Source organism: Pseudomonas sp. GW456-12-1-14-TSB6 (genome assembly GCF_059424205.1).
In genome coordinates this window covers 35,610-58,343 of sequence record NZ_JBWKZE010000033.1, presented here as the reverse complement: position 1 = coordinate 58,343, position 22,734 = coordinate 35,610, and the positions used below count along the sequence as shown (strand labels likewise).

General features: G+C 61.3%; 22 protein-coding genes and 1 other RNA gene. 4 read left to right on the top strand and 19 right to left on the bottom strand.

Annotation, left to right across the window (positions count from 1 at the left end):
* Window position 1: 1 nt before the first annotated feature.
* The 14 genes from AC07Y2_RS24540 to rsmI form a co-directional block, all read right to left on the bottom strand.
* Window positions 2-976 carry a D-alanine--D-alanine ligase gene (locus tag AC07Y2_RS24540; RefSeq protein WP_064383956.1) on the bottom strand — a complete coding sequence of 325 codons (975 nt, stop codon included), beginning with the start codon at window positions 974-976 and terminating at the stop codon, window positions 2-4.
* Window positions 973-2,433: a UDP-N-acetylmuramate--L-alanine ligase gene (gene murC / locus AC07Y2_RS24535; RefSeq protein WP_011335862.1), complete on the bottom strand. Its 1,461-nt coding sequence runs from the start codon at window positions 2,431-2,433 to the stop codon at window positions 973-975. Before murC ends, AC07Y2_RS24540 begins: the two co-directional genes overlap by 4 nt.
* Window positions 2,426-3,496, bottom strand: a complete 1,071-nt coding sequence (gene murG / locus AC07Y2_RS24530) for an undecaprenyldiphospho-muramoylpentapeptide beta-N-acetylglucosaminyltransferase (protein WP_039766246.1) — start codon at window positions 3,494-3,496, stop codon at window positions 2,426-2,428. The genes murC and murG overlap by 8 nt, the downstream gene beginning before the upstream one ends.
* Window positions 3,486-4,703, bottom strand: coding sequence for a putative lipid II flippase FtsW (gene ftsW, locus AC07Y2_RS24525; RefSeq protein ID WP_103387034.1), 1,218 nt, complete (start codon window positions 4,701-4,703; stop codon window positions 3,486-3,488). Before ftsW ends, murG begins: the two co-directional genes overlap by 11 nt.
* Window positions 4,700-6,046, bottom strand: coding sequence for a UDP-N-acetylmuramoyl-L-alanine--D-glutamate ligase (gene murD / locus AC07Y2_RS24520; protein WP_103387033.1), 1,347 nt, complete (start codon window positions 6,044-6,046; stop codon window positions 4,700-4,702). The genes ftsW and murD overlap by 4 nt, the downstream gene beginning before the upstream one ends.
* A 5-nt stretch (window positions 6,047-6,051) precedes the next feature.
* Window positions 6,052-7,134 (bottom strand): phospho-N-acetylmuramoyl-pentapeptide-transferase, encoded by a 1,083-nt coding sequence (mraY, locus tag AC07Y2_RS24515; RefSeq protein ID WP_007956769.1) that lies wholly within the window; start codon window positions 7,132-7,134, stop codon window positions 6,052-6,054.
* Entirely contained in the window at window positions 7,134-8,501 is a 1,368-nt protein-coding gene (locus tag AC07Y2_RS24510; protein ID WP_103387032.1) for a UDP-N-acetylmuramoyl-tripeptide--D-alanyl-D-alanine ligase, read from the bottom strand. Before AC07Y2_RS24510 ends, mraY begins: the two co-directional genes overlap by 1 nt.
* Complete coding sequence (locus AC07Y2_RS24505) at window positions 8,494-9,957, bottom strand: UDP-N-acetylmuramoyl-L-alanyl-D-glutamate--2,6-diaminopimelate ligase (RefSeq protein ID WP_103387031.1); 1,464 nt, start codon at window positions 9,955-9,957, stop codon at window positions 8,494-8,496. Before AC07Y2_RS24505 ends, AC07Y2_RS24510 begins: the two co-directional genes overlap by 8 nt.
* On the bottom strand, window positions 9,957-11,696 hold the full coding sequence (locus AC07Y2_RS24500; RefSeq protein WP_170844883.1) for a peptidoglycan D,D-transpeptidase FtsI family protein: 1,740 nt from the start codon (window positions 11,694-11,696) through the stop codon (window positions 9,957-9,959). Before AC07Y2_RS24500 ends, AC07Y2_RS24505 begins: the two co-directional genes overlap by 1 nt.
* Window positions 11,696-11,989, bottom strand: coding sequence for a cell division protein FtsL (gene ftsL, locus AC07Y2_RS24495; RefSeq protein WP_007956777.1), 294 nt, complete (start codon window positions 11,987-11,989; stop codon window positions 11,696-11,698). Before ftsL ends, AC07Y2_RS24500 begins: the two co-directional genes overlap by 1 nt.
* Window positions 11,986-12,933, bottom strand: coding sequence for a 16S rRNA (cytosine(1402)-N(4))-methyltransferase RsmH (gene rsmH / locus AC07Y2_RS24490; protein ID WP_085700843.1), 948 nt, complete (start codon window positions 12,931-12,933; stop codon window positions 11,986-11,988). Before rsmH ends, ftsL begins: the two co-directional genes overlap by 4 nt.
* A complete protein-coding gene (gene mraZ / locus AC07Y2_RS24485; RefSeq protein ID WP_007917012.1) occupies window positions 12,930-13,385 on the bottom strand; it encodes a division/cell wall cluster transcriptional repressor MraZ in 456 nt (151 codons plus the stop codon). The genes rsmH and mraZ overlap by 4 nt, the downstream gene beginning before the upstream one ends.
* 403 nt (window positions 13,386-13,788) lie before the next feature.
* An RNA gene (gene rnpB, locus AC07Y2_RS24480) (RNase P RNA component class A) lies at window positions 13,789-14,142 on the bottom strand.
* Between the two features lie 73 nt (window positions 14,143-14,215).
* Window positions 14,216-15,121 carry a 16S rRNA (cytidine(1402)-2'-O)-methyltransferase gene (gene rsmI / locus AC07Y2_RS24475; RefSeq protein WP_074690999.1) on the bottom strand — a complete coding sequence of 302 codons (906 nt, stop codon included), beginning with the start codon at window positions 15,119-15,121 and terminating at the stop codon, window positions 14,216-14,218.
* 177 nt (window positions 15,122-15,298) lie between these two features.
* Between rsmI and AC07Y2_RS24470 the strand changes: the two genes are divergently transcribed.
* From AC07Y2_RS24470 to AC07Y2_RS24455, 4 genes are all read left to right on the top strand, one after another.
* Window positions 15,299-17,110, top strand: coding sequence for a penicillin-binding protein activator (locus AC07Y2_RS24470; RefSeq protein WP_103387030.1), 1,812 nt, complete (start codon window positions 15,299-15,301; stop codon window positions 17,108-17,110).
* Window positions 17,110-17,472, top strand: coding sequence for a YraN family protein (locus AC07Y2_RS24465; RefSeq protein ID WP_039766259.1), 363 nt, complete (start codon window positions 17,110-17,112; stop codon window positions 17,470-17,472). Before AC07Y2_RS24470 ends, AC07Y2_RS24465 begins: the two co-directional genes overlap by 1 nt.
* A 102-nt stretch (window positions 17,473-17,574) precedes the next feature.
* Window positions 17,575-18,168, top strand: a complete 594-nt coding sequence (locus AC07Y2_RS24460) for a phosphoheptose isomerase (RefSeq protein ID WP_007928463.1) — start codon at window positions 17,575-17,577, stop codon at window positions 18,166-18,168.
* The gene (locus AC07Y2_RS24455) at window positions 18,165-18,743 is read left to right on the top strand and encodes a BON domain-containing protein (RefSeq protein ID WP_011335871.1); all 579 of its coding nucleotides are present in this window, start codon (window positions 18,165-18,167) and stop codon (window positions 18,741-18,743) included. Before AC07Y2_RS24460 ends, AC07Y2_RS24455 begins: the two co-directional genes overlap by 4 nt.
* A gap of 51 nt (window positions 18,744-18,794) precedes the next feature.
* On the opposite strand, the gene AC07Y2_RS24450 is transcribed toward AC07Y2_RS24455, so the two are convergent.
* The 5 genes from AC07Y2_RS24450 to petA form a co-directional block, all read right to left on the bottom strand.
* On the bottom strand, window positions 18,795-19,208 hold the full coding sequence (locus AC07Y2_RS24450; protein WP_007956787.1) for a ClpXP protease specificity-enhancing factor: 414 nt from the start codon (window positions 19,206-19,208) through the stop codon (window positions 18,795-18,797).
* A 16-nt stretch (window positions 19,209-19,224) separates the two neighbouring features.
* The gene (locus AC07Y2_RS24445) at window positions 19,225-19,842 is read right to left on the bottom strand and encodes a glutathione S-transferase N-terminal domain-containing protein (protein WP_011335872.1); all 618 of its coding nucleotides are present in this window, start codon (window positions 19,840-19,842) and stop codon (window positions 19,225-19,227) included.
* Between the two features lie 148 nt (window positions 19,843-19,990).
* Complete coding sequence (locus AC07Y2_RS24440) at window positions 19,991-20,773, bottom strand: cytochrome c1 (protein ID WP_007956790.1); 783 nt, start codon at window positions 20,771-20,773, stop codon at window positions 19,991-19,993.
* A complete protein-coding gene (locus AC07Y2_RS24435) occupies window positions 20,773-21,984 on the bottom strand; it encodes a cytochrome b (RefSeq protein ID WP_007956792.1) in 1,212 nt (403 codons plus the stop codon). The genes AC07Y2_RS24440 and AC07Y2_RS24435 overlap by 1 nt, the downstream gene beginning before the upstream one ends.
* Entirely contained in the window at window positions 21,984-22,577 is a 594-nt protein-coding gene (gene petA / locus AC07Y2_RS24430) for a ubiquinol-cytochrome c reductase iron-sulfur subunit (RefSeq protein ID WP_007917031.1), read from the bottom strand. The genes AC07Y2_RS24435 and petA overlap by 1 nt, the downstream gene beginning before the upstream one ends.
* Window positions 22,578-22,734 lie beyond the last annotated feature (157 nt).

Below are 22,734 nucleotides of genomic sequence, written 5' to 3'. Positions count from 1 at the left end.
CTTAACCTCGCGCCTCTTTCTTGCCATCGGCATCGACACTGGCGGCCAGAATGGCCAGGACCAGCTGCTGGAAATCCAGACCGGCCGCTTTCGCCGCCATCGGTACCAGGCTGTGATCGGTCATGCCGGGAGCGGTGTTGACTTCCAGGAACCAGAACTTGCCGTCGGCGTCCTGCATCACGTCCGCCCGACCCCAACCGGCAATACCCAGCGCCTCGCAGGCTTGCGCCGTGAGGTCCATGAGTTCTTTTTCCTTGGCGGCATCGAGCCCGCACGGAATCCGATACTGGGTATCGTTGGCGATGTACTTGGCGTCGTAGTCGTAGAACGTGTGTGGCGTACCCAGGGCGATAGGAGGCAACACCTGGTCACGCAGGGTGGCGATGGTGAACTCGGGACCGTGGATCCATTGCTCGACCAACACTTGCGAATCGTAGGTACTGGCCGCTTTCCATGCGTCGATCAACTCGGACGCGGAAGTCACTTTGGCCATCCCGATACTTGAACCTTCATGCGCCGGTTTGACGATCAAAGGGAAGCCCAGTTCCGTCGCTGCCGAAATACAATCGGCCTCGCTGCGCAGCACGGCGTGACGCGGCGTCGGAATCCCCAGCGTGTGCCAGACCTGCTTGGTGCGCAGTTTGTCCATCGCCAGTGCCGAAGCCAGGATGCCGCTGCCGGTGTACGGAATGCCGGCCACTTCAAGCAGGCCCTGCATGCTGCCGTCTTCACCGCCGCGACCGTGAAGGATGATGAACGCACGGTCGATCTTTTCGCTCAGCAGGCGCTGCAGGATATCGGCGCCGACGTCGATCCCGAATGCGTCCACGCCTGCGCTTTGCAGCGCAGTGAGCACGGCGTTGCCGGACTTCAGCGAGACTTCACGCTCGGCACTCAGGCCACCAAACAGCACGGCCACCCGGCCGAAATCCTTCGGGGCGATGGTGGAGAACAGGTTGGCGTAGGCAGCAGTCATTTCAACTTCCCCTCGACCGATGCCGCCACGGCACCGGCGAACAACTCGCTTTTCAACAGTTTCGGTGCGAGGCCGCCGATGTCACCGGCGCCCTGGCACAGCAGAATGTCGCCAGCACGCAGCAGCGGCTTGACCAGTGGCGCCAGATCGACGCCGCGCTCGATGTAGATCGGGTCGAGCTGACCGCGCTGGCGGATGCTGTTGCACAGCTTGCGGCTGTCCGCGCCCGGAATCGGCTCTTCGCCCGCCGGATAGACTTCCATCAGCAGCAGCACGTTGGCGTCGGCCAGGACATTGACGAAATCGTCGTACAGGTCGCGGGTGCGGCTGTAACGGTGTGGCTGGTAGACCATCACCAGACGGCGCTCCGGCCAGCCACCGCGCACGGCTTTGATGACTGCTGCAACTTCGGTCGGGTGGTGACCGTAGTCGTCGACCAGCATCACATTGCCGCCGTCCACCGGCAGTTCGCCGTAGACCTGGAAGCGTCGGCCGACACCCTGGAACCCGGACAGACCCTGGACGATGGCTTCATCGCTGACGCCTTCGTCGGTGGCGATGCAGATGGTCGCCAGGGAATTGAGCACGTTGTGGTTGCCCGGCATGTTCACGGACACATCAAGAGGCTCGCGATCAGGGCGCAGCACGGTAAAGAAGGTCTGCATGCCCTGCTGACGAACATTGATCGCGCGCACGTCGGCGTCTTCGCTGAAGCCATAGGTCACGGTTGGACGCTTGACCAGCGGCAGGATTTCACGCACCACCGGATCGTCCAGGCACATCACCGCCAGCCCGTAGAACGGCAGGTTGTGCAGGAACTCGACGAAGGTTTTCTTCAGTTTGTTGAAGTCACCGTCGTAGGTCGCCATGTGGTCGGCGTCGATGTTGGTGACCACGGCCACCAGCGGTTGCAGGTGCAGGAAGCTGGCGTCGCTTTCATCGGCCTCGGCGATCAGGTAACGGCTGGTGCCGAGCTGGGCATTGGTGCCCGCGGCGTTCAGACGGCCACCGATGACGAAGGTCGGATCCAGACCACCGGCGGCGAACACCGAAGCGATCAGGCTGGTGGTGGTGGTCTTGCCGTGGGTACCGGCGACGGCGATGCCGTGGCGGTAGCGCATCAGCTCGGCGAGCATTTCGGCACGCGGCACCACCGGGATGCGGCGTTCCAGCGCAGTCGCGACTTCCGGGTTGGAGGTGTTGACGGCGCTCGACACCACCAGCACATCGGCGGCAGCGGCGTTCTCGGCACGGTGGCCGATGAAGATCTGCGCACCGAAGGATTCCAGGCGCTCGGTCACCGGCGAAGCTTTCAGATCCGAACCGGACACTTCATAGCCCAGGTTCAGCAGAACTTCGGCAATACCGCACATGCCCACGCCGCCGATCCCGACGAAGTGGATGCGACGGATGCGGCGCATTTCCGGTTGCGGCATGGCTTTCTGATTCTCAACCATGGGCCACCTCCAGACAGGTATCGACCACGCTGCGGGTGGCTTCGGGTTTCGCCAGACGGCGGGCCGCTTGGGCCATTTGTTCGAGTCGTTGCGGTTGCATCAAGACCTCTGTCAGGCGCGCGGCAAGGTCCGCGGCGCCAGTCGTTCTTTGCGGCATCAGGAAGGCAGCGCCTTCGCGGGCCAAATAATCGGCGTTGCGGGTCTGGTGATCGTCGATCGCGTGGGGCAAGGGCACCAGCATCGAGGGCAGACCGGCGGCAGCCAGTTCGCTGATGGTCAATGCGCCGGCGCGGCACACCACCAGGTCAGCCCAGCCATAGGCCTGGGCCATGTCTTTGATGAACGGCTGCACCTGCGCATCCACGCCGGCGGCGCGGTAGCGCTCTGCAGTCACTTCATCGTGGTTTCTGCCGGCCTGATGGAACACTTCCGGACGCAAGTCGGCAGCGACTTGTGCCAGGGCTTCAGGCAGCAACTTGTTCAACGGCTCTGCGCCCAGGCTTCCGCCCAGGATCAGCAAACGCGCCTTGCGTCCGGCCAGGGCCGGGCGCGGTGTTTCGAGGAACAGCTCGCTGCGCACCGGGTTCCCGGTGGTACGGCGACTGTCCGACAGGGTAAAGGTGTCGGGGAAGGCTTCACACACCCGGGCGGCGAACGGCACCAGCAACCGATTGGCGGTGCCGGCCACGGCGTTCTGCTCATGAACGATCACCGGCACGCCGGCCAGTTTGGCGGCAAGACCACCGGGGCCGGTCACATAGCCGCCGAATCCGACCACGCACACCGGCCGCAAGCGGCGAATGATCGCCCGCGCCTGCCACACCGATTTCAGCAGCATGAACGGCGCCTTGAGCAGCGACAGCTTGCCCTTGCCACGCAGGCCAGTGGCGTTGATGCGATGCAGTTCAATACCTGCCGCCGGCACCAGATCGTTCTCGATCCCGCGCGGCGTTCCGAGCCAGTGCACGGTGTAGCCGCGCGCCTGGAATTCGCGGGCACAGGCCAGCGCCGGGAACACGTGGCCACCGGTGCCGCCGGCCATGATCAATACGTTAGCGCCCATGGTTCGGCTCCTCGGCGAAGTCGCTCTCATGGAATTCCATCTCTTCACTGCCCAGGTGGGTCCGGCTCTCCCACTCGATCCTCAGCAACAGGCCAAGGCAGGCGCAGCAGATCACCAGGGAGCTGCCGCCGTAACTGAGGAACGGCAAGGTCAGGCCCTTGGTCGGCAACAGGCCGACGTTCACGCCGATGTTGATCAGGAACTGGCCGATCCACAGGAACGACAGACCGTAGGCAACATAAGCGGCAAAAAACTGTTTGGCTTTCTCGGCCCACAGACCGATGTACATGCCGCGAATACACACGAACACGAACAGCGCCACGGTGCACAGCGAGCCCACAGCGCCCAGCTCTTCGGCCAGGACCGAGAACACGAAGTCGGTGTGCGCTTCCGGCAGGTAGAACTGCTTCTGCACGCTGTTGCCCAGGCCAACGCCCAGCCATTCACCGCGACCGAATGCGATCAAGGCTTGCGACAACTGATAACCGGCGCCGAACTGGTCGGCCCACGGGTCGGCGAAGTTGGTCAGACGCGCCATCCGGTACGGCTGCATCTGAATCAGCAACACCACCGCACCAACGGCCAGCACCACCATGAGCGAGAACCGGAACAGCCCGACCCCGCCGAGGAACAGCATCGCCGCCGCAGCGCCCATCATCACGACGGTGGCACCGAAGTCCGGCTCCATCAGCAGCAAGCCCGCCATCGGCAGCAGCACGATGAATGGCTTGAAGAAGCCCATCCAGCTCTCGCGCACCTCTTTCTGGCGACGCACCAGGTAACCGGCGAGGTAGATCACCACGAACACCTTGGCGATCTCGGACGGCTGTACGTTGAAGAAGCTGAAACCGATCCAGCGCATCGAACCGTTCACCTCACGGCCGATCCCCGGGATGATCACCATCACCAGCAGACCGAACGCACCGATCAGCATCATCCAGCCGAGGCGCTGCCAGGTGGCGATCGGAATCATCATCGTGACGACGCAGGCACCGAGGCCCAGCACCACGTAGATCAGGTGACGGGTCATGTAATAGAGAGCACTGCCCGACTGCGCCGCGCCGACTTCTGTCGATGCCGAGGCGATCATGATCAGGCCCAGACCGAGCAACGCCAGGCAACCGGCGAGCATCGGGAAGTCGAGGTCGATTCCGCGTCCGGTAATGAGCGGCGACGGGTATGGCTTGATGATGTTTCTCAAGCTCATGCCAGATCCTCCACAGCGCGGACGAACTGGTGACCACGGTCTTCGTAGTTCTTGAACATGTCGAAACTGGCGCAGGCCGGCGACAGCAGCACCACGTCACCCGGCTGGGCGGCGGCGCGGCATTGGGCGACCGCGTCGACCAGCGTGTTCGCACGAATCAGCGGTACGGCATCGCCGATCGCTTCGCCGATCTTGTCGGAGTCGCGACCCATCAGGATCACGGCGCGGCAGTGGGCCGCCACCGGATCGCGCAGGTCCTTGAAGTCGGCACCCTTGCCATCGCCACCGGCGATCAGCACGACCTTGCCGTCGATGTCCGCACCCAGACCTTCGATGGCGGCCAGCGCAGCGCCGACGTTGGTGGCCTTGGAATCGTTGTAGTAACCGACGCCGTCCAGATCACGTACCCACTGGCAACGGTGTTCGAGACCGGCGAAGGTGCGCAGCGCCGCCAGCATGGCGTCGAACGGCAGCCCGACCGCGTGGCCGAGCGCCAGCGCCGCCAGGGCGTTGGACTGGTTGTGGGCGCCGCGAATCTTCAGTTCGCGCACCGGCATCAGGTTCTGGAATTCGAAGGCCAGGTATTTCTCGCCATTCACTTCGCGCAGGCCGAACGCCTTGAAATCGGGTTTGGTCAGGCCGAAGGTCCAGCACGGCTGGCCCTCGCCCATCAGCGGACGGGTCAAGGCGTCCTGGCGGTTGACCACGAACTGCTTCGCACCCCGGAAGATCCGGTGCTTGGCCAGGTGGTAGGCCGGCAGACCGCTGTAGCGATCCATGTGGTCTTCGCTGATGTTGAGCACGGTCGCCACTTCGGCGTTGAGCTGGTCGGTGGTTTCCAGCTGGAAGCTCGACAGCTCCATCACGTACAGCTCGACGTCATCGCTGAGCAGATCCAGCGCCGGCGTACCGAGGTTGCCGCCCACGGCCACGCGCTTGCCGGCCGCAGCCGCCATCTCGCCGACCAGCGTGGTGACGGTGCTTTTCGCGTTGGAACCGCTGATGGCCACGATCGGCGCCTTCGCGTTGCGCGCGAACAGCTCGATGTCGCCGGACAGCTTCACGCCACGGGCCGCGGCGGCTTGCAGGGCCGGGGTCGCCAGCGCCAGGCCGGGGCTCACGTAGAGCTCGTCGGCACGGCACAGGAATTCGACGTCCAGCTCGCCACAACGCACTTCCACGTGCGGATAGTCACGCTGGAGCGTGGCCAGTTCCGGTGGATTTTCCCGCGTGTCGGCCACGGCAAACGCCACGCCCCGGTTCGCCAGGAAGCGAACCAGGGACATGCCGCTCTTGCCGAGGCCGACAACGATGCGGAAGTGGTCAGAAGCGATCAGAGACACTCGTTCTACCTCAGCTTCAGGGTGGCAAGGCCGATCAGCACGAGAATCACGGTGATGATCCAGAAACGGACGATCACGCGCGGCTCGGGCCAGCCCTTGAGTTCAAAGTGGTGGTGAATCGGCGCCATGCGGAACACACGGCGACCGGTCAGCTTAAAGGACGCAACCTGAATGACGACTGACAGGGTTTCCATCACGAACACGCCCCCCATGATGAACAGGACGATTTCCTGACGGACGATCACCGCGATGGTGCCCAGGGCCGCGCCCAGCGCCAGTGCGCCGACGTCGCCCATGAAGACTTGTGCCGGGTAGGTGTTGAACCACAGGAAGCCCAGGCCGGCACCGATCAGTGCGCCGCAGAACACGATCAACTCGCCTGCGCCCGGTACGTAAGGAATCAGCAGGTATTCCGCGAATTTCACGTTACCCGACAGGTAACAGAAGATGCCCAGACCACCGCCCACCATCACTGTCGGCATGATCGCCAGACCGTCGAGGCCGTCGGTGAGGTTGACTGCGTTGCTCGAACCGACGATCACGAAGTACGTCAGCACGATGAAACCCGCGCCCAGCGGAATGCTGTAGTCCTTGAGCATCGGCAGGATCAGGGTGGTTTCCACCGGAGTGCTGGCAGTCATATAAAGGAAGATCGCCGCACCGAGGCCGAACACCGACTGCCAGAAATATTTCCAGCGGCTCGGCAGGCCACGGGAGTTCTTCTCGATCACCTTGCGGTAGTCGTCGACCCAGCCGATGGCGCCGAACAGCAGGGTCACCAGCAGCACGACCCACACGTAGCGGTTGCTCAGGTCAGCCCACAGCAGAGTGCTGACTCCGATCGAAGACAGAATCAGCGCACCGCCCATGGTCGGCGTACCGGATTTGGACAGGTGCGATTGCGGGCCGTCGTTACGAACGGACTGCCCGATCTGACGGTTCTGCAGGGTGCGGATCATCCACGGGCCGTAGCACAGCGACAAGACCAGCGCGGTCAGCACACCGAGGATCCCGCGCAGGGTCAGGTACTGGAAGACCGCGAAGCCTTTGTAGAACTGTTGCAGATACTCCGCTAGCAGCAGCAGCATTAATGTTTCTCCAGACTGGACCCGCACAGGGCCGCAACGATGTTTTCCATCGCTGCGCTGCGCGAACCCTTGATCAAAATGGTGGTGTTTGTGTCCTGCTCGGCGCCAAGGGCCTGGATCAGTTCGGCTTGTGTGCCGAAGTGCTGCGCCTCGTTACCGAATGCGTTCACGGCGTGGACCATGTTCGGCCCGACAGCGTAAAGCGCGGAAACCTTGCCTCGGGCGTATTCGCCCACGTCGCGGTGCCCCTGCTCCGCCCAGTCGCCCAACTCGCCGATATCCCCGAGCACCAGAACGGTGCGGCCGGAAAAGCCGGCGAGTATATCAACGGCCGCGCACATCGAGGTGGGGTTCGCGTTGTAAGTGTCATCGATCACGCGCATGCCGTTTTTCGCCAGTTGCGCGACGGTGCGCCCCTTGACCGGTTGTACCGCGCCAAGCCCGGTGGCAATGCCGAACAGCGACACGCCCAGGGCGTGAGCGGCAGCGGCGGCGGCCATGGCGTTGGCGACGTTGTGGGTGCCGAGCAGGTTCAGTTGAACCCGTTCCACACCTTCAGGAGTGTGAAGGTTGAACGCCGGGCAACCACGGGCATCGGTGGCCAGGTCGCTGGCGTAAAAATCCGCCTGAGTGTTGCTCAGGGCAAACGTCAGCACCTTGCGCGTGCCGGCGCGGGTTTTCCAGATACCAAACGCCTTGTCATCGAGGTTCAGCACGGCGACGCCATCGGCCGCCAGCCCGTCGATGATCTCGCCCTTGGCTTCGACGATTTTCTCCGGCCCGCCGAACTCACCGACGTGGGCGGTCCCGGCGTTGTTGAGGATTGCCACGTGCGGCTTGGTCAGCCCCACGGTGTAGGCGATTTCACCCAGACGCGAGGCGCCCAGTTCGATCACCGCCGCGCTGTGTTCCGGGGCGAGTTCGAGCAGGGTCAGCGGCGCACCCAGATCGTTATTCAGGTTGCCACGGGTCGCCAGCACCGGACCGCGTGTGCGCAGGATGCTTGCGAGCATTTCCTTGACCGTGGTCTTGCCACTGGAGCCGGTAACCGCAGCGACCGGTTTGGTGAACGCGGCACGGTTCAAGGCACCCAGCTGGCCGAGCGCCTGGCGAGTGTCCTTGACCAGCAATTGCGGCAGCGTGCTGTCGGCGACTTCGCGCTCGACCAATGCCGCAACGGCGCCTTTGGCGGCGACTTCGTTCAGATAGTCGTGACCATCGAAACGCGGGCCGGTCAGGGCAATAAACAGTTGGCCAGCCTTGATCGCACGGCTGTCGATGCTCACGCCGTCAAAACTGGCGTCGGCGCTGATCAGACGGGCGTCGAGCGCGCTGGTCAGCTCGCTGAGTTTCAGGGCCTTAAGCATGGGCCACCTCCCACGCGGTCAGGGCGTGATCCGCCTCGACCAGATCAGAGAATGCATGGCGCTCGCCGTTGATTTCCTGATAGTCCTCGTGACCTTTGCCGGCCAGAACGATCACGTCATCCGCCGAAGCGCCGGCAATCAGTTGCGCGATGGCCTGGCCACGACCGGCCACGAACGTCACCTTGTCCACAGCCGTGAAACCGGCGCGGATGTCATCGAAAATCACCGCCGGGTCTTCGGTGCGCGGATTGTCATCGGTCACCAGCACACGGTCGGCCAGACGCTCGACCACTTCGGCCATCAGCGGACGCTTGCCGCGATCGCGATCACCGCCGCAGCCGAACAGGCACAGCAGCTGGCCTTTGACGTGCGGGCGAAGCGCAGTCAGAACTTTTTCCAGCGCGTCCGGGGTGTGGGCGTAATCGACCACCACCAGTGGCTGAGTGCCGCCGCCGAGACGCTGCATGCGACCGGCCGGGCCTTCGAGCTTTGGCAGCACCTTGAGGATTTCGTCGAGGGCGTAGTCCAGACCGAGCAAGGCGCCGACGGCGGCCAGTACGTTGCTCAGGTTGAAACGGCCCAGCAGCGTGCTGCGCAGATGGCGTTCGCCTTGCGGCGTGACCAATGTGGCACGCACGCCTTCGTCGTCGAACTGCGCTTCACGCACATAGAGATAAGCGCTGCTGTCGAGCAGGCTGTAAGTGATCAAACGTGACTCGCGCTTTTCAGCGGCCAGTTGCCGGCCGAAATCGTCGTCGAGATTGACCACGCGGCACTTCAGGTCATTCCAGGCGAACAGCCGGGCCTTGGCCTCGGCGTACGCTTCCATGGTGCCGTGGTAATCGAGATGATCACGGGACAGGTTGGTCATCACTGCCACGTCGAATGCCAGCGCGGTAACCCGGCCTTGATCCAGACCGTGAGACGAAACTTCCATGGCCACGGCTTTGGCGCCGGCCTTTTTCAGGTCGCCCAGGGTCGCTTGCATGGCAATCGGATTCGGCGTGGTGTGCAGGCCGCTTTGCAGCGCGCCATGAAAACCGGAGCCGAGGGTGCCGACGATGCCGCAATGCTGGCCGAGCAAGTCCAGCGCCTGCGCCACCAACTGGGTCACGCTGGTCTTGCCGTTGGTGCCAGTCACGCCCACCAGATTCAGGTGATGGCTCGGCTCACCGTAAAAACGCCCGGCGATGTCAGACAGTTGCGCCGCCAGGCCCTTGACCGGAATCAGCGGAACTTCGGTGATCGGCAGCACGGTGGCGCCTTCCACTTCATAGGCCACGGCAGCAGCACCGCGCTGCAAGGCGTCGGCGATGTGCGCACGCCCGTCGAACTTGCCGCCCGGCACCGCGAGGAACAGATCACCCGCGCGTACATTGCGACTGTCGAGCGCCAGTTCACGGATCAACAGATCATGGCCGGCGTGGGGGAAAATCTTGTTCAGACTCAGAGACATCAGCCGCGCCCTCCATTGGCTTTCAGCGGAACGACCGGGGTGGCGTTGGCCTGTTGTGTGGTCGGCAGGTTGTCCGGGGTAACGTTCATCAGGCGCAGGGTGCCCGACATCACGCGGCTGAACACCGGCGCCGAGACCAGACCACCGAAATAACCGGCCTTGGTCGGTTCATCGATCACCACGACGATTGCATAGCGTGGATCGCTCATCGGGCCGAAACCGGCGAACAGCGAGCGATAAGAGTTTTCGGCGTAGCCCTTGGTGCCGACCGACGTTTTACGCGCGGTACCGGACTTGCCGCCCACGTGATACGCCGGCACCTGCGCGCGGAACACGCCGCGCGGGGCTTCGATCACTTGTTGCAGCATGCCTTGCATGGTTTTGGCGACGGCTTCCGGCAGCACTTGGGTGGTCTGCGGCGCCTTGTCGGTTTTGATCAGTGTCAGTGGTGCCAGGCGACCGTTGTTGGCCAGCGCCGAGAACGCGTGCACCAGCTGGATCGCGGTCACCGAGATACCGTAGCCGTAGGACAACGTCGCGGTCTCGGCCTTGCGCCACTCGCGGTAGTTCGGCAGGTTGCCGACACGTTCGCCCGGGAAGCCGAGGCCGGTGTCCTGGCCGAGGCCGACTTTCTGTGCGAGGCGGAAAATGGTTTCGCCGCCGATATCGAACGCGACCTTACTCATGCCGACGTTACTGGAATTGATCAGAATGCCGGTCAGGTCGAGTACCGGACCTTCGGTCTTCGATACGTCCTTGATCGTGTATTTGCCGATCTGCAGGGAGCCCGGATACACCTCGACGGTGTCGCTCGGTTTCCAGCGGCCGGTTTCGATCGCGGCGCTCATCGAGATCGCTTTCATGGTCGAACCGGGTTCGAACACATCGATCATCGCGCGGTTACGCATCATCGCCGGTTGCAGGTTGCGACGGTTGTTCGGGTTGTAGGTCGGCTGGTTGACCATGGCGAGAATCTCGCCGGTCTTCACGTCCATGATCACCAGACTGCCGGCCTTCGCGCCGTTCTCGATGATCGCGTTGCGCAGCTCGCGGTTGGCCAGATATTGCAGGCGCAGGTCAATCGACAACGCCAAGGGCTTGCCGGCCTTGGCGTTCTTGGTGACCTGGACATCCTTGATCAGCCGTCCGCGCCGATCCTTGATGACTTGCCGCTTGCCGGGCACGCCGGCCAGCCATTCATCGTAGGCCAGTTCGACACCTTCACGACCGTGGTCATCGATGTCGGTGAACCCAACCATATGTGCGGTGACTTCACCGGCCGGGTAGAACCGGCGGAACTCTTCGATGCCGTAGACGCCCGGCACTTTCAGGTCGAGCACGGCCTGGCCCTGCTCGGGGGTCAACCCGCGCACCAGATAAATGAATTCCTTGTTGGCCTGGGCTTCGAGACGTTCGGCCAGGGCTTTCGGATCCTGCCCCAGCGCGGCGGCCAGTGCCGGCCATTTTTCTTTCGCTGTCTGCATTTCCTTGGCGTTGGCCCACAGGGTGGTCACCGGCGTACTGACGGCCAGCGGCTCGCCGTTACGGTCGGTGATCAGACCACGGTGAGCCGGAATCGGAATGTGCCGAAGACTGCGCGCGTCGCCCTGACCTTTGAGAAAGTCTCGGTCAACCACTTGCAGGTCGATGATGCGCCAGCAGATGGCCGCAACCATCACGCCGAGCAGTGCCACCATCAGACGGAAACGCCATGGGAAAAGAGCCCCCTCGAGTTTCATCATGGCGCCACCATCTTCACGTCAGCCGCGCCGGGAATGTGCATCTTCAGTTGTTCGGTGGCCAGTACTTCGATCCGGCTGTGGGCGGTCCAGGTGCTTTGCTCCAGGATCAGGCGCCCCCATTCGGCCTGCGCCTTGTCGCGCACGCTCAGTTCGTTGTACAGGGTGTTGAGCAATTGCCGGTTCCAGTGAGCGCTGTAAGACACGCCGATGGCCGACACGAGCACGCCGATGAACAGCAGCAGCATGAAAAAGCTGCCGCCGGGCAGTGGCTTGGCGAAAAGCTTGCTCACCGCAGCTTCTCCGCGACGCGCATGACGGCGCTACGGGAACGTGGGTTGGCTTTGAGTTCGGCGTCGGAGGCCGTCTGCGCTTTGCCATGGACTTTGATTTTCGGTTCGAACGCAACGTGGCGAACCGGCAGGTTGCGCGGCAGGTTGTCGGCTTCGCCTTTCACCAGCTTGCGCATGAACAGTTTGACGATACGGTCTTCCAGCGAGTGGAAGCTGATCACCACGAGACGGCCGCCCACTTCCAGGCACTCCAGCGCGGCTTCAAGACCCGCTTCCAGATCTCCCAGTTCGTTGTTGACGTGAATGCGCAGGCCCTGGAAAGCGCGGGTTGCCGGGTTCTTGCCCTTTTCCCACGCCGGGTTGGCGACTTTCAGCACTTCGGCCAGATCGGCAGTGCGCTCGAACGGCGTGATGTCACGACGCTCGGCCACGGCACGGGCCATGCGACCGGAGAAACGTTCTTCGCCGTATTCCTTGAACACACGGGCGATTTCTTCCACCGGCGCGGTGTTGACGAACTCGGCGGCGCTGATGCCACGGGACGGATCCATGCGCATGTCCAGTGGGCCGTCGTTGAGGAAGCTGAAGCCGCGCTCGGCATCATCGAGCTGCGGAGAGGACACACCCAGATCCAGCAGAATGCCGCTGACTTTGCCTGTCAGACCCTGTTCGGCAACCACCGAACCGAGCTCGGCAAAGCTGCGCTGCACAACGACAAAGCGGCCGTCTTCGGCCGCTAGCGTTTGCCCGGTGGCAATCGCTTGAGGATCCTTGTCGAATCCGATGAGCCGACCATCCGGCCCGAGCTTGCTCAGGATCAACCGGCTGTGCCCGCCGCGCCCGAACGTGCCGTCCAGATAGCAGCCATCAGGACGTACGGCGAGAGCCTCGACGGCTTCGTCAAGCAGTACGGTGATGTGGTTAAAGCCGCTATCAATAGTCACAGGATCAGATCACGCAGTTCGTCAGGCATGGCGCCCGGTTGTTGTATGGCAGCCAGGTCAGCGGCAGAAACCGCGTTCCAGGCATCTTCGTCCCACAGTTGGAACTTGTTCAGTTGGCCCACCAGCATCGCGCGCTTGTCGAGCTTCGCGTATTCGCGCAGGCGCGGCGGCACCAGGAAACGACCACTGCCGTCGAGCTCAAGGTCAACGGCATTACCAATCAATAAACGTTGCAGACGACGGTTCTCTTCACGAAGCGAAGGAAGCGCGCGCAACTTGGTTTCAATAATTTCCCACTCATCGAGCGGGTAGACACACAAACACGGATCAACGGCGTCAATGGTCACGATCAACTGGCCGGAACTGCGCGAATCGAGCTCGTCACGGTACCGGCTCGGCATGGCGAGACGGCCCTTTGCATCGAGACTGATAGCGTTAGCTCCGCGAAACACGTCTGCGTTTCTCCAATTTTTATCGTTTTGAGCTCAAAAAACCCACTTCATGCCACTTTCCGCCACTTGCGCACACTATAGGAATGCGCCCACCACACCGTCAAGGCGCGGATTAAAGGAAAACCCTTACAGAACGGAGATTTAGGAGCATAAAAGGAGGAGCAACGAGAATCTGGCGGATGCTTTTATCCAATAACTTGAAGCAGCACTGAAAGCTGCGCTCGAAAGTTAAAGTAATTTGTTAAGAGTAAGATTTTTTCGGTATTACAAAAGCGCTTCTGCTGTTGATTGAAGCAAGGTGGGAAATGGCTATTACTGCGTTTGCCGCTGCCGGGTTTCCAGCGCAGGCCTGCTGATAATAAACAGCCCTGTCGCCTTTAATTCAAGCAGGGAAAAGAAAAAGGTGGAGAGTCGATCTGTAAGCCGGGTTCTGTCTTGAACAGTCATTCGTCTACGATGGCCATCACTGGACATCTTTAGCAACCTACCCGGTCCCAGCGCGGGCCACGCCTTGGGACCCTATTTGGTCTTGCTCCAAGTGGGGTTTACCTAGCCACGAACTGTTGCCAGACGTGCGGTGCGCTCTTACCGCACCTTTTCACCCTTACCGGCGCCGAAGCGCTTAGGCGGTTATTTTCTGTGGCACTTTCCGTAGGCTCACGCCTCCCAGGCATTACCTGGCACTTCGCCCTATGGAGCCCGGACTTTCCTCCCCCCCCTAATTTTCATAGAGGGCAGCGACTGTCCGATCGACTCTCCGCCGCGCAGGTTAACGGCAGAGCCGCCGAAGAACAAGCGCTAATAGCCCGCAAACCGGTCTGCGCGACGGGTTACGCGTCTTTTTGCTGATCCAGCGCCACCTGGTACAGCACGTTTTTGCGCTCACCGGTGATTTGCGCCGCCAAGGCCGCCGCACGCTTGAGCGGCATCTCTTCCAGCAACAGATTGAGGATGCGCATCGCCTCGCTGCTGACGGCGTCTTCGGATTCCGGCGCGGTCCAGCCCGCCACTACCACAACGCATTCGCCGCGCTGCTGATTACTGTCCGCCTCGACGAACGCCCGCAACTCGCTCAACGGCAATCCCTTGAGGGTTTCAAAAGTCTTGGTGATCTCACGAGCGAGCAATGCAGGACGATCAGCGCCGAACACCGCCTCCATATCCTGCAGGCATTCAAGAATGCGATGCGGTGCCTCGTAGAAAATCAGCGTGCGCGGTTCTTCCTTGATCGCTTCCAGGCGCGCTTTGCGCCCCACGGCCTTGGCCGGCAAAAAGCCTTCGAAGATAAAACGGTCGGACGGCAGACCGGCAGCCGACAACGCCGCGATCAAAGCGCACGCGCCTGGCACCGGCACCACATTGATCCCGGCGGCACGGGCCTGCCGTACCAAGTGATAACCGGGATCGGAAATCAGCGGCGTACCGGCATCGGAAATCAGCGCGACGTTGTCTCCTGCCAGAAGACGGGTAATGAAGCGACTGCCTTCGTCCCGCTCGTTGTGTTCATGACAGGCTGCCAGCGGTGTCGAGATGCCGAAGTGCTGCATCAGCCGCTGCGAGTGGCGCGTATCTTCGGCGGCGATCAGCGCCACCTCGCGCAGGATCTTCAACGCCCGGGCGCTGATGTCATCCAGGTTGCCGATGGGCGTCGCCACCACATAAAGCGAGCCCGCAGCGGAATTCAAAGGACCTGGAGCAGTCAAAGCGCACACCTCATGATCGGTAAAAGCCGCCATTGTAGCGCGTCGTGCGCCGGACGATGCGTCCGGGTCGGACACGGTTTGTCGCACCATTGTGAGGCTGCGCACTCTTTGTATCAGCTAAATTGACGGTTTCACGCCAGTAACATCGCGCCCCGGCCAGTGCTTGGGTACAATTCGACGCTAATTTGATCGAGTATCAGGAACACTTACATGATCGCTTGCCTGCGGCTGTTCACTGCCCTCTGCCTCGCTGCCTTGTTGGCGGCTTGCGCCAGCTCCCCTTCCTCCAGCCTTGGCGAACTTCCACGGACCCCGGATGCCACCATCGAGCAACTGCTCGAACAGGCTGCCCAGGCCAAATCGCCGGACAAGGCTGCGCTGCTGCGCCTGAGTGCGGCAGATATGGCGTACCGCCAGGGCAATGCCGGACAGTCCGCGCAAATCCTGCAGCAAGTGCCGATGGAACAACTCCAGCCGGGCCAGCAGGCATTCGCCAGCACCCTGTCTGCTGAACTGGCCATGACCCGCAACCAGCCGAAAGCCGCGCTGACTGCCTTGAGCCATCCAAGCCTGCAACGCCTGAGCGAAATGTCCGTACCGCTGCAAGTTCGCGCCGGCACCGTTCACGCCCGTGCCCTTGAAGCCGACGGCCAGACCTTGGCCGCCGCCCGCGAACGCATCTTCATCGCGCCGATGCTGGAAGGCGAAGCCGCCAGCAAGAACCATGAAGCGATCTGGTCCCTGATTGCGTCGCTGCCGGCCGATCAACTGCAAGCGAACACCACCGATGACCTCGGCGGCTGGATGAGCCTGGCCCTGGCCGTGAAAACCGCCGGCACCCTGGAACAGCAGCAAGCCGCCATCGACAACTGGCGCAACCAGCATCCAAAGCACCCGGCCGCGATCAACCTGCCGCTGCCCCTGACCAAACTCAAGGAGCTGGCCAGCCAGCCCCTGAGCAAGATCGCCCTGCTGTTGCCACAGGACGGTCAACTGGCCTCGGTCGGCAAGGCCCTGCGTGACGGTTTCATGGCCGCGCACTATCAGGCTCAGCAAGCCGGCCAGAAACCACCGGCCATCGAGTTCTATGACAGCTCGAAACTGACCAACCTCGACGAGTTCTACCGCAAAGCCCAGGCCGATGGCGTGCAACTGGTCGTCGGCCCGCTGGAGAAGCCGCTGGTCAAACAGCTGAGCACTCGCCCGCAATTGCCGATCACCACCCTCGCCCTGAACTACAGCGAAGGCGATCAAGGCCCGGCGCAGCTGTTCCAGTTCGGTCTGGCCGCTGAAGACGAAGCCCGCGAAGTCTCCCGCCGCGCCCGTGCCGATGGCCTGCACCGCGCCGCCATCATGGTGCCGAAAGGCGAATGGGGCGACCGCGTCCTGCGCGCCTTCAGCCAGGACTGGCAAGCCAACGGCGGCAGCATTGTCGCCACCGAGCGCGTCGACCAGCCGGTGCAACTGGCCCAGCAGATCGCCGACATGTTCCAGCTGCGTCAGAGCGAAGCCCGCGCCAAGAGCCTGCAGAATGCTGCCGGCACCAACGTTGCCGCCCAGCCTTCGCGTCGCCAGGACATCGAATTCATCTTCCTTGCCGCCACCCCGCAGCAGGCGCAGCAGATCAAGCCGACCCTGAACTTCCAGTACGCCGGTGACGTGCCGGTCTACGCGACCTCCCACGTGTTCAGCGCCAGCGGCGACGTGAACCAGTACAACGACATGAACGGCGTGCGCTTCTGCGAAACCCCGTGGCTGCTGGAAACCAGCGATCCGCTGCGCCAGCAGGTTACCGCGCAATGGCCACAAGCTGCCGGCAGCCTGGGTCGCCTGTACGCAATGGGCGTTGACGCCTATCGCCTGGCGCCACGACTGGATCAGCTCAAGGCACTGCCGGACAGCCGTATCGAAGGTCAGTCGGGCAGCCTGGGCATGACCCAGTCCCAACGGGTCGTACGTCAGTTGCCATGGGCGCAGTTCGTCAGCGGTCAGATCCAGCGCCTGCCGGACACTCCACGCTGATGCCCGACAGGTCACACCTGCAAAGCGGCAAGGATGCCGAGCGCCAGGCGCTCGAGCATCTGCAACACCAGGGTCTGCGCCTGCTGGCGCAGAACTGGTTATGCAAACGCGGTGAGCTTGATCTGGTCATGCTTGATGGCGATACAGTAGTATTCGTCGAAGTCCGTTACCGAAAGAACACTCAATGGGGTGGCGCACTCGACAGCATCGATGAGCGCAAACGGCAGAAACTGATTTTCGCCGCACAGTATTTTCTTCAGCGCGAGTCGCGTTGGGCCAATTCCCCCTGCCGCTTCGACGTGGTGGCCATCGACAGCCACCAGGGTCAGCTGAACTGGTTGCAGAATGCGTTCGACAGTTGACCGCCTGCTCCGACCCGGACACTTTCACTCAACATTTTTGCTCTTTGCTTTGCGGGCTGCACATTCACGTGCCGGACAGCCGCGCTAATTAAGGTCACACAGATGGACATGCAATCCCGAATTCGCCAGCTTTTCCAGGCCAGCATCGACACCAAGCAACAGGCGATGGACGTACTTGCACCGCACATCGAGCAAGCCAGCCAGGTGATGGTCAACGCCCTGCTCAACGAGGGGAAAATGCTCTCATGCGGCAACGGCGGCTCGGCCGGCGATGCCCAGCACTTCTCCTCGGAACTGCTCAACCGTTTCGAGCGTGAGCGCCCTAGCCTGCCGGCGATCGCGCTGACCACCGACAGCTCGACCATCACCTCGATCGCCAACGACTACAGCTATAACGAAGTGTTCTCCAAGCAGATCCGCGCACTCGGCCAGCCGGGTGACGTGCTGCTGGCAATTTCGACCAGCGGCAACTCGGCGAACATTATTCAGGCGATCCAGGCCGCACATGATCGCGAAATGATTGTCGTAGCATTGACCGGACGCGATGGCGGCGGCATGGCTTCGCTGCTGCTGCCCGAAGACGTAGAGATTCGCGTACCGGCCAACGTCACCGCACGTATTCAGGAAGTCCACTTGCTGGCGATCCATTGCCTTTGCGATCTGATCGACAGCCAACTGTTCGGGAGTGAAGAATGACCCCTAATCGCCTTGGCCTTCTGGCCTTGACCCTGTGCCTCGGCATCAGCGGCTGCACCTCTGTGGTGAATGCCAGCCGTGAAGCGCCGATCGAAGACGACCGCGGCACCCGCACTTTCGGCAGCAAGATCGATGACTCGCTGATCGAAACCAAAGTCGGCGTTAACGTGGCCAAGGCCGATCCGGCCCTGGACAACGACTCGCACATCGTCGTCACCAGCTTCAACGGCGTCGTTTTGCTGGCTGGCCAGACCCCGCGCGCAGACCTCAAGGAAAAGGCCGAACAGGCCGCCGCCAACGTTCAGCGCGTGAAAAAGGTCCATAACGAACTGCAAGTGCTGCAGCCCTCCTCCCTGCTGGCCCGCCAGAACGATGCCTGGCTGACCACCAAGATCAAGACCCAGATGCTCACCGACGCCAGCATTCCCGGCTCGCGGATCAAGGTCGTGACCGAGAACGGCATCGTCTACCTGCTGGGCCTGCTGACCAAACAGGAAGCCGCCCAGGCTACCAACCTGGTGCAGGGCGTTTCCGGCGTACAGAAGATTGTGAAGTTGTTCGAATACATCGACTGATTCGCAACTCGCAGGCAAAAAAAAGGCGATCCAACCGGATCGCCTTTTTTATTACTTCACCACTTTCAGGCTTGGCCGGCCGCTTGGGCGCGGCGGCTCGCTGTCCGGTGGCGGAACGTCGTCGTCCTGCTCGATCTCGTCCTCGTCATCCATCGGTGACTCGAGATCGAACACCATGCCCTGACCGTTTTCCCGGGCGTAGATGCCCAGGATTGCAGCAATCGGCACGTACAGACTGTGCGGGACGCCGCCGAAGCGACCTTCGAAGGTCACAACGTCGTTGTCCATGTGCAAATGCCGCACGGCACTTGGCGAAATGTTCAGGACAATCTGCCCGTCGCTGGCAAATCCCTGTGGCACCTGCACCGCCGGGTACTCGGAATTGACCAGCATGTGCGGGGTGCAATCGTTATCTACAATCCACTCGTAGAGCGCGCGGACCAGATAAGGTCGACTGGAGTTCATAGCGGCTCCTTAAGCCTCAGCGCATGTCGCGTTCGACACCAGACAGACTCGCCTGGAATGCCTCACGCGCAAATTGACGCTCCATATAATCAAGCAGCGGCTTGGCCGGCCGCGGCAGTTCTATACCCAGAATCGGCAAACGCCAGAGTATTGGCAATAGGCAGCAATCCACCAGACTTTGTTCCTCACTGAGGAAAAACGGCTTGTCGGCAAACAGCGGCGACACGCCGGTCAGGCTTTCACGCAATTCCTTGCGCGCTACGGCACGGGCCGCTTCCTTGGTGCGCGAATCCAGAATCAGATCCACCAGACCACACCAATCGCGCTGAATACGATGAATCAGCAGACGGCTGTTGGCACGCGCCACCGGGTACACAGGCATCAACGGTGGATGCGGGTAACGCTCATCCAGATACTCCATCACCACGGTCGACTCCCACAACGCCAGGTCACGATCGACCAGCGTGGGCAGACTGCCGTAAGGGTTCACTTCAATCAGTTTAGGCGGCTGACGACCAGCCTCCACAAAAATGATTTCGGCGCTGACACCCTTCTCTGCAAGCACGATGCGCACTCGGTGGGAATAGTGGTCGGCGGGGTCGGAGTAACAGGCCAACCGATTGGTCACGCCCATGGCGATCCTCCTCGCTTGTTGAAATAGTCGGAGCCGGAAAAACGCGCGCGCCCAGAGGGCGCCTCCCGCAACCGCTGGCGAACCAGACGTTGCGTTTTCAGAGGCGCCCTTGGGCGCGCGCGATTAACAGCAATTGCTTTGAAGCGTATCAGTGCACGTCTTTCCAGTATTCACGCTTGAGCAGGTAGGCGAACACAAAGAAGAACGCCAGGTACAGCAAGACGTAAGTACCGATGCGCTGATGTTGCAGCTTAACCGGGTTAGCCGAGTAAGCCAGGAAGGTTACCAGATTCTTGACCTTCTCATCGAACTGCTCTTCGTTGAGGGTTCCGGTTTTCGGCACGATGGTCAACTGATCGCACGCCTCATGAGTCAGAGGTGTACCGGTCAGCGGATCATATTGCTTCTTGCCGTCCTCGACGATCTGTACCTGTTTGCAACCCACGACCTGACGACCTTGCAGGCCGACCAGCACGTTAGGCATGCCGACGTTCGGGAAGACCTTGTTGTTCACGCCCCATGGACGTGCAGGATCTTCGTAGAACGACTTGAGGTAACCGTAGAGCCAGTCGGTGCCGCGAACACGAGCCACCAGCGTCAGGTCCGGCGGCGCTGCGCCGAACCAGGTCTTGGCGTCGGCCGGTTGCATGCCGATGTTCATGTGATCGCCGATCTTGGCACCGGTGAACACCAGTTTTTCCAGCATCAGCTCGTGCGGAACACCGAGATCATCGGCCACACGCTCGTAACGCTGGAACTTGGCACTGTGACAACCCATGCAATAGTTGGCGAACGTACGCGCACCATCCTGCAGGGCAGCCTTGTCGGAAACGTCGATGTCGACCTTTTCCAGTTCCGGACCACCGTGTTCGGCCGCGAAAGACAGCACTGGCAGAGCAGCAAAAATCAGAGCAAAAAATAACTTTTTCATCAGCCAGTCACCCTTTCCGGAACCGGTTTGGTCTTCTCGAGCCTGGTGTAGAACGGCATCAGAATGAAGTAGGCGAAGTACAGGAAGGTGCAGACCTGCGACAGCAGCGTACGGCCTGGCGTCGGGGCCAGAACGCCCAGAATGCCGAGGATCACGAACGAAATGCAGAACACCACCAGCCAGATCTTGCTCATCCAGCCTTTGTAGCGCATCGACTTGACCGGGCTGCGGTCCAGCCATGGCAGGACGAACAGCACCGCAATCGCGGCACCCATGGCGATAACGCCCATGAGCTTGTCAGGGACCGCCCGCAAGATTGCGTAGAACGGTGTGAAGTACCAGACCGGTGCAATGTGCTCTGGCGTCTTGAACGGGTTGGCCTGCTCGAAGTTAGGCTTTTCGAGGAAGTAACCGCCCATTTCCGGGAAGAAGAACACAATGAAGCAGAAGATAAACAGGAACACCACGACACCGACGATATCTTTCACGGTGTAATAAGGATGGAAGGCAATGCCGTCCAGCGGGATACCGTTTTCGTCTTTGTGCTTCTTGATGTCCACGCCGTCCGGGTTGTTCGAACCGACCTCGTGCAGCGCCAGGATGTGCAGCACCACCAGACCGAGAATCACAATCGGCAGCGCAACCACGTGCAGAGCGAAGAAGCGGTTCAGGGTGATCCCGGAAATCAGGTAGTCACCACGGATCCACTGGGTCAGGTCGTTGCCGATGACCGGGATCGCGCCGAACAGCGAGATGATCACCTGGGCGCCCCAGTAGGACATCTGGCCCCACGGCAGCAGGTAACCCATGAAGGCTTCGGCCATCAGCGCCAGGTAGATCAGCATGCCGAAGACCCACACCAGCTCACGCGGTTTCTGGTACGAACCGTAGAGCAGGCCACGGAACATGTGCAGATAGACCACGATGAAGAACGCCGAAGCGCCGGTGGAGTGCAGCAGGCGCAGGATCGAACCGTACTCGACGTCGCGCATGATGTATTCGACGGAAGCGAACGCTTCTTCCGCCGACGGGGTGTAGCTCATCGTCAGCCAGACGCCGGTGACGATCTGGTTGACCAGAACGAGCAGCGCCAGCGAGCCGAAGAAATAGAAGAAGTTGAAGTTTTTTGGAGCGTAATACTTGCTGAGATGGTCTTCCCACATTTTGGTGGCGGGGAAGCGTGCATCAACCCAATCCATGAACTTGCTCATCACGCTTTCTCCGTATCGACGCCAATGACAATCAGGTCATCGGTCTCATAGGAATGCGGGGGTACTGGCAGGTTCAAAGGCGCAGGTTGCGACTTGTAGACGCGGCCAGCCAGATCGTAGTGGGAACCGTGGCAAGGGCAGAAATAACCGCCTACCCAGTCTTTGCCCAGATCCGCGGGTGCCACTTCGGGACGGAAGGTCGGCGAGCAACCCAGGTGAGTGCAGATCCCGATCAGCAGCAGGATTTCCGGCTTGATCGAACGCACTTCAGGGTCGACATAAGTGGGTTGCGTGGAGTTTTTGGAGGTCGGATCGGAGAGTTGGCCTTCGATCTTTTTGAGATTCCCCAGGATTTCCTCGGTACGGCGGACAATGAACACCGGCTGGCCGCGCCATTCAGCAATCATCTGCTGTCCTGGCTCGATTTTGCTGACATTCACTTTCACCGGTGCTCCGGCAGCCTTCGCCTTGGCACTGGGAAACCATGACCCCACGAACGGGACCGCAGCCCCCACCGCTCCTGCAGCACCCACCACGGATGTGGCTGCTACCAAGAAGCGACGCCGGCCTGCATTCACGCCGTCATTGCTCATTCAGTCCTCTCCCATCAGCTTTGTGGCCTGTTAAATCAGGCGTCTACTAAATTGAAACTATGTACTTATAAAAATTTTGCCGAATGGTAATGAAAACCCCCAATTCTGACAAGGTAATTACCCGGAGGGCTGGCCCTCAAGCCTTGTAGTATAGGGG

Coding starts and splice junctions, on each gene's coding strand:
- AC07Y2_RS24540 (WP_064383956.1), bottom strand. CDS start 976: ATGACTGCTGCCTACGCCAACCTGTTCTCCACCATCGCCCCGAAGGAT.
- murC (WP_011335862.1), bottom strand. CDS start 2,433: ATGGTTGAGAATCAGAAAGCCATGCCGCAACCGGAAATGCGCCGCATC.
- murG (WP_039766246.1), bottom strand. CDS start 3,496: ATGGGCGCTAACGTATTGATCATGGCCGGCGGCACCGGTGGCCACGTG.
- ftsW (WP_103387034.1), bottom strand. CDS start 4,703: ATGAGCTTGAGAAACATCATCAAGCCATACCCGTCGCCGCTCATTACC.
- mraY (WP_007956769.1), bottom strand. CDS start 7,134: ATGCTGCTGCTGCTAGCGGAGTATCTGCAACAGTTCTACAAAGGCTTC.
- AC07Y2_RS24510 (WP_103387032.1), bottom strand. CDS start 8,501: ATGCTTAAGGCCCTGAAACTCAGCGAGCTGACCAGCGCGCTCGACGCC.
- AC07Y2_RS24505 (WP_103387031.1), bottom strand. CDS start 9,957: ATGTCTCTGAGTCTGAACAAGATTTTCCCCCACGCCGGCCATGATCTG.
- AC07Y2_RS24500 (WP_170844883.1), bottom strand. CDS start 11,696: ATGAAACTCGAGGGGGCTCTTTTCCCATGGCGTTTCCGTCTGATGGTG.
- rsmI (WP_074690999.1), bottom strand. CDS start 15,121: ATGGCGGCTTTTACCGATCATGAGGTGTGCGCTTTGACTGCTCCAGGT.
- AC07Y2_RS24470 (WP_103387030.1), top strand. CDS start 15,299: ATGATCGCTTGCCTGCGGCTGTTCACTGCCCTCTGCCTCGCTGCCTTG.
- AC07Y2_RS24465 (WP_039766259.1), top strand. CDS start 17,110: ATGCCCGACAGGTCACACCTGCAAAGCGGCAAGGATGCCGAGCGCCAG.
- AC07Y2_RS24460 (WP_007928463.1), top strand. CDS start 17,575: ATGGACATGCAATCCCGAATTCGCCAGCTTTTCCAGGCCAGCATCGAC.
- AC07Y2_RS24455 (WP_011335871.1), top strand. CDS start 18,165: ATGACCCCTAATCGCCTTGGCCTTCTGGCCTTGACCCTGTGCCTCGGC.
- AC07Y2_RS24450 (WP_007956787.1), bottom strand. CDS start 19,208: ATGAACTCCAGTCGACCTTATCTGGTCCGCGCGCTCTACGAGTGGATT.
- AC07Y2_RS24445 (WP_011335872.1), bottom strand. CDS start 19,842: ATGGGCGTGACCAATCGGTTGGCCTGTTACTCCGACCCCGCCGACCAC.
- AC07Y2_RS24440 (WP_007956790.1), bottom strand. CDS start 20,773: ATGAAAAAGTTATTTTTTGCTCTGATTTTTGCTGCTCTGCCAGTGCTG.
- AC07Y2_RS24435 (WP_007956792.1), bottom strand. CDS start 21,984: ATGAGCAAGTTCATGGATTGGGTTGATGCACGCTTCCCCGCCACCAAA.
- petA (WP_007917031.1), bottom strand. CDS start 22,577: ATGAGCAATGACGGCGTGAATGCAGGCCGGCGTCGCTTCTTGGTAGCA.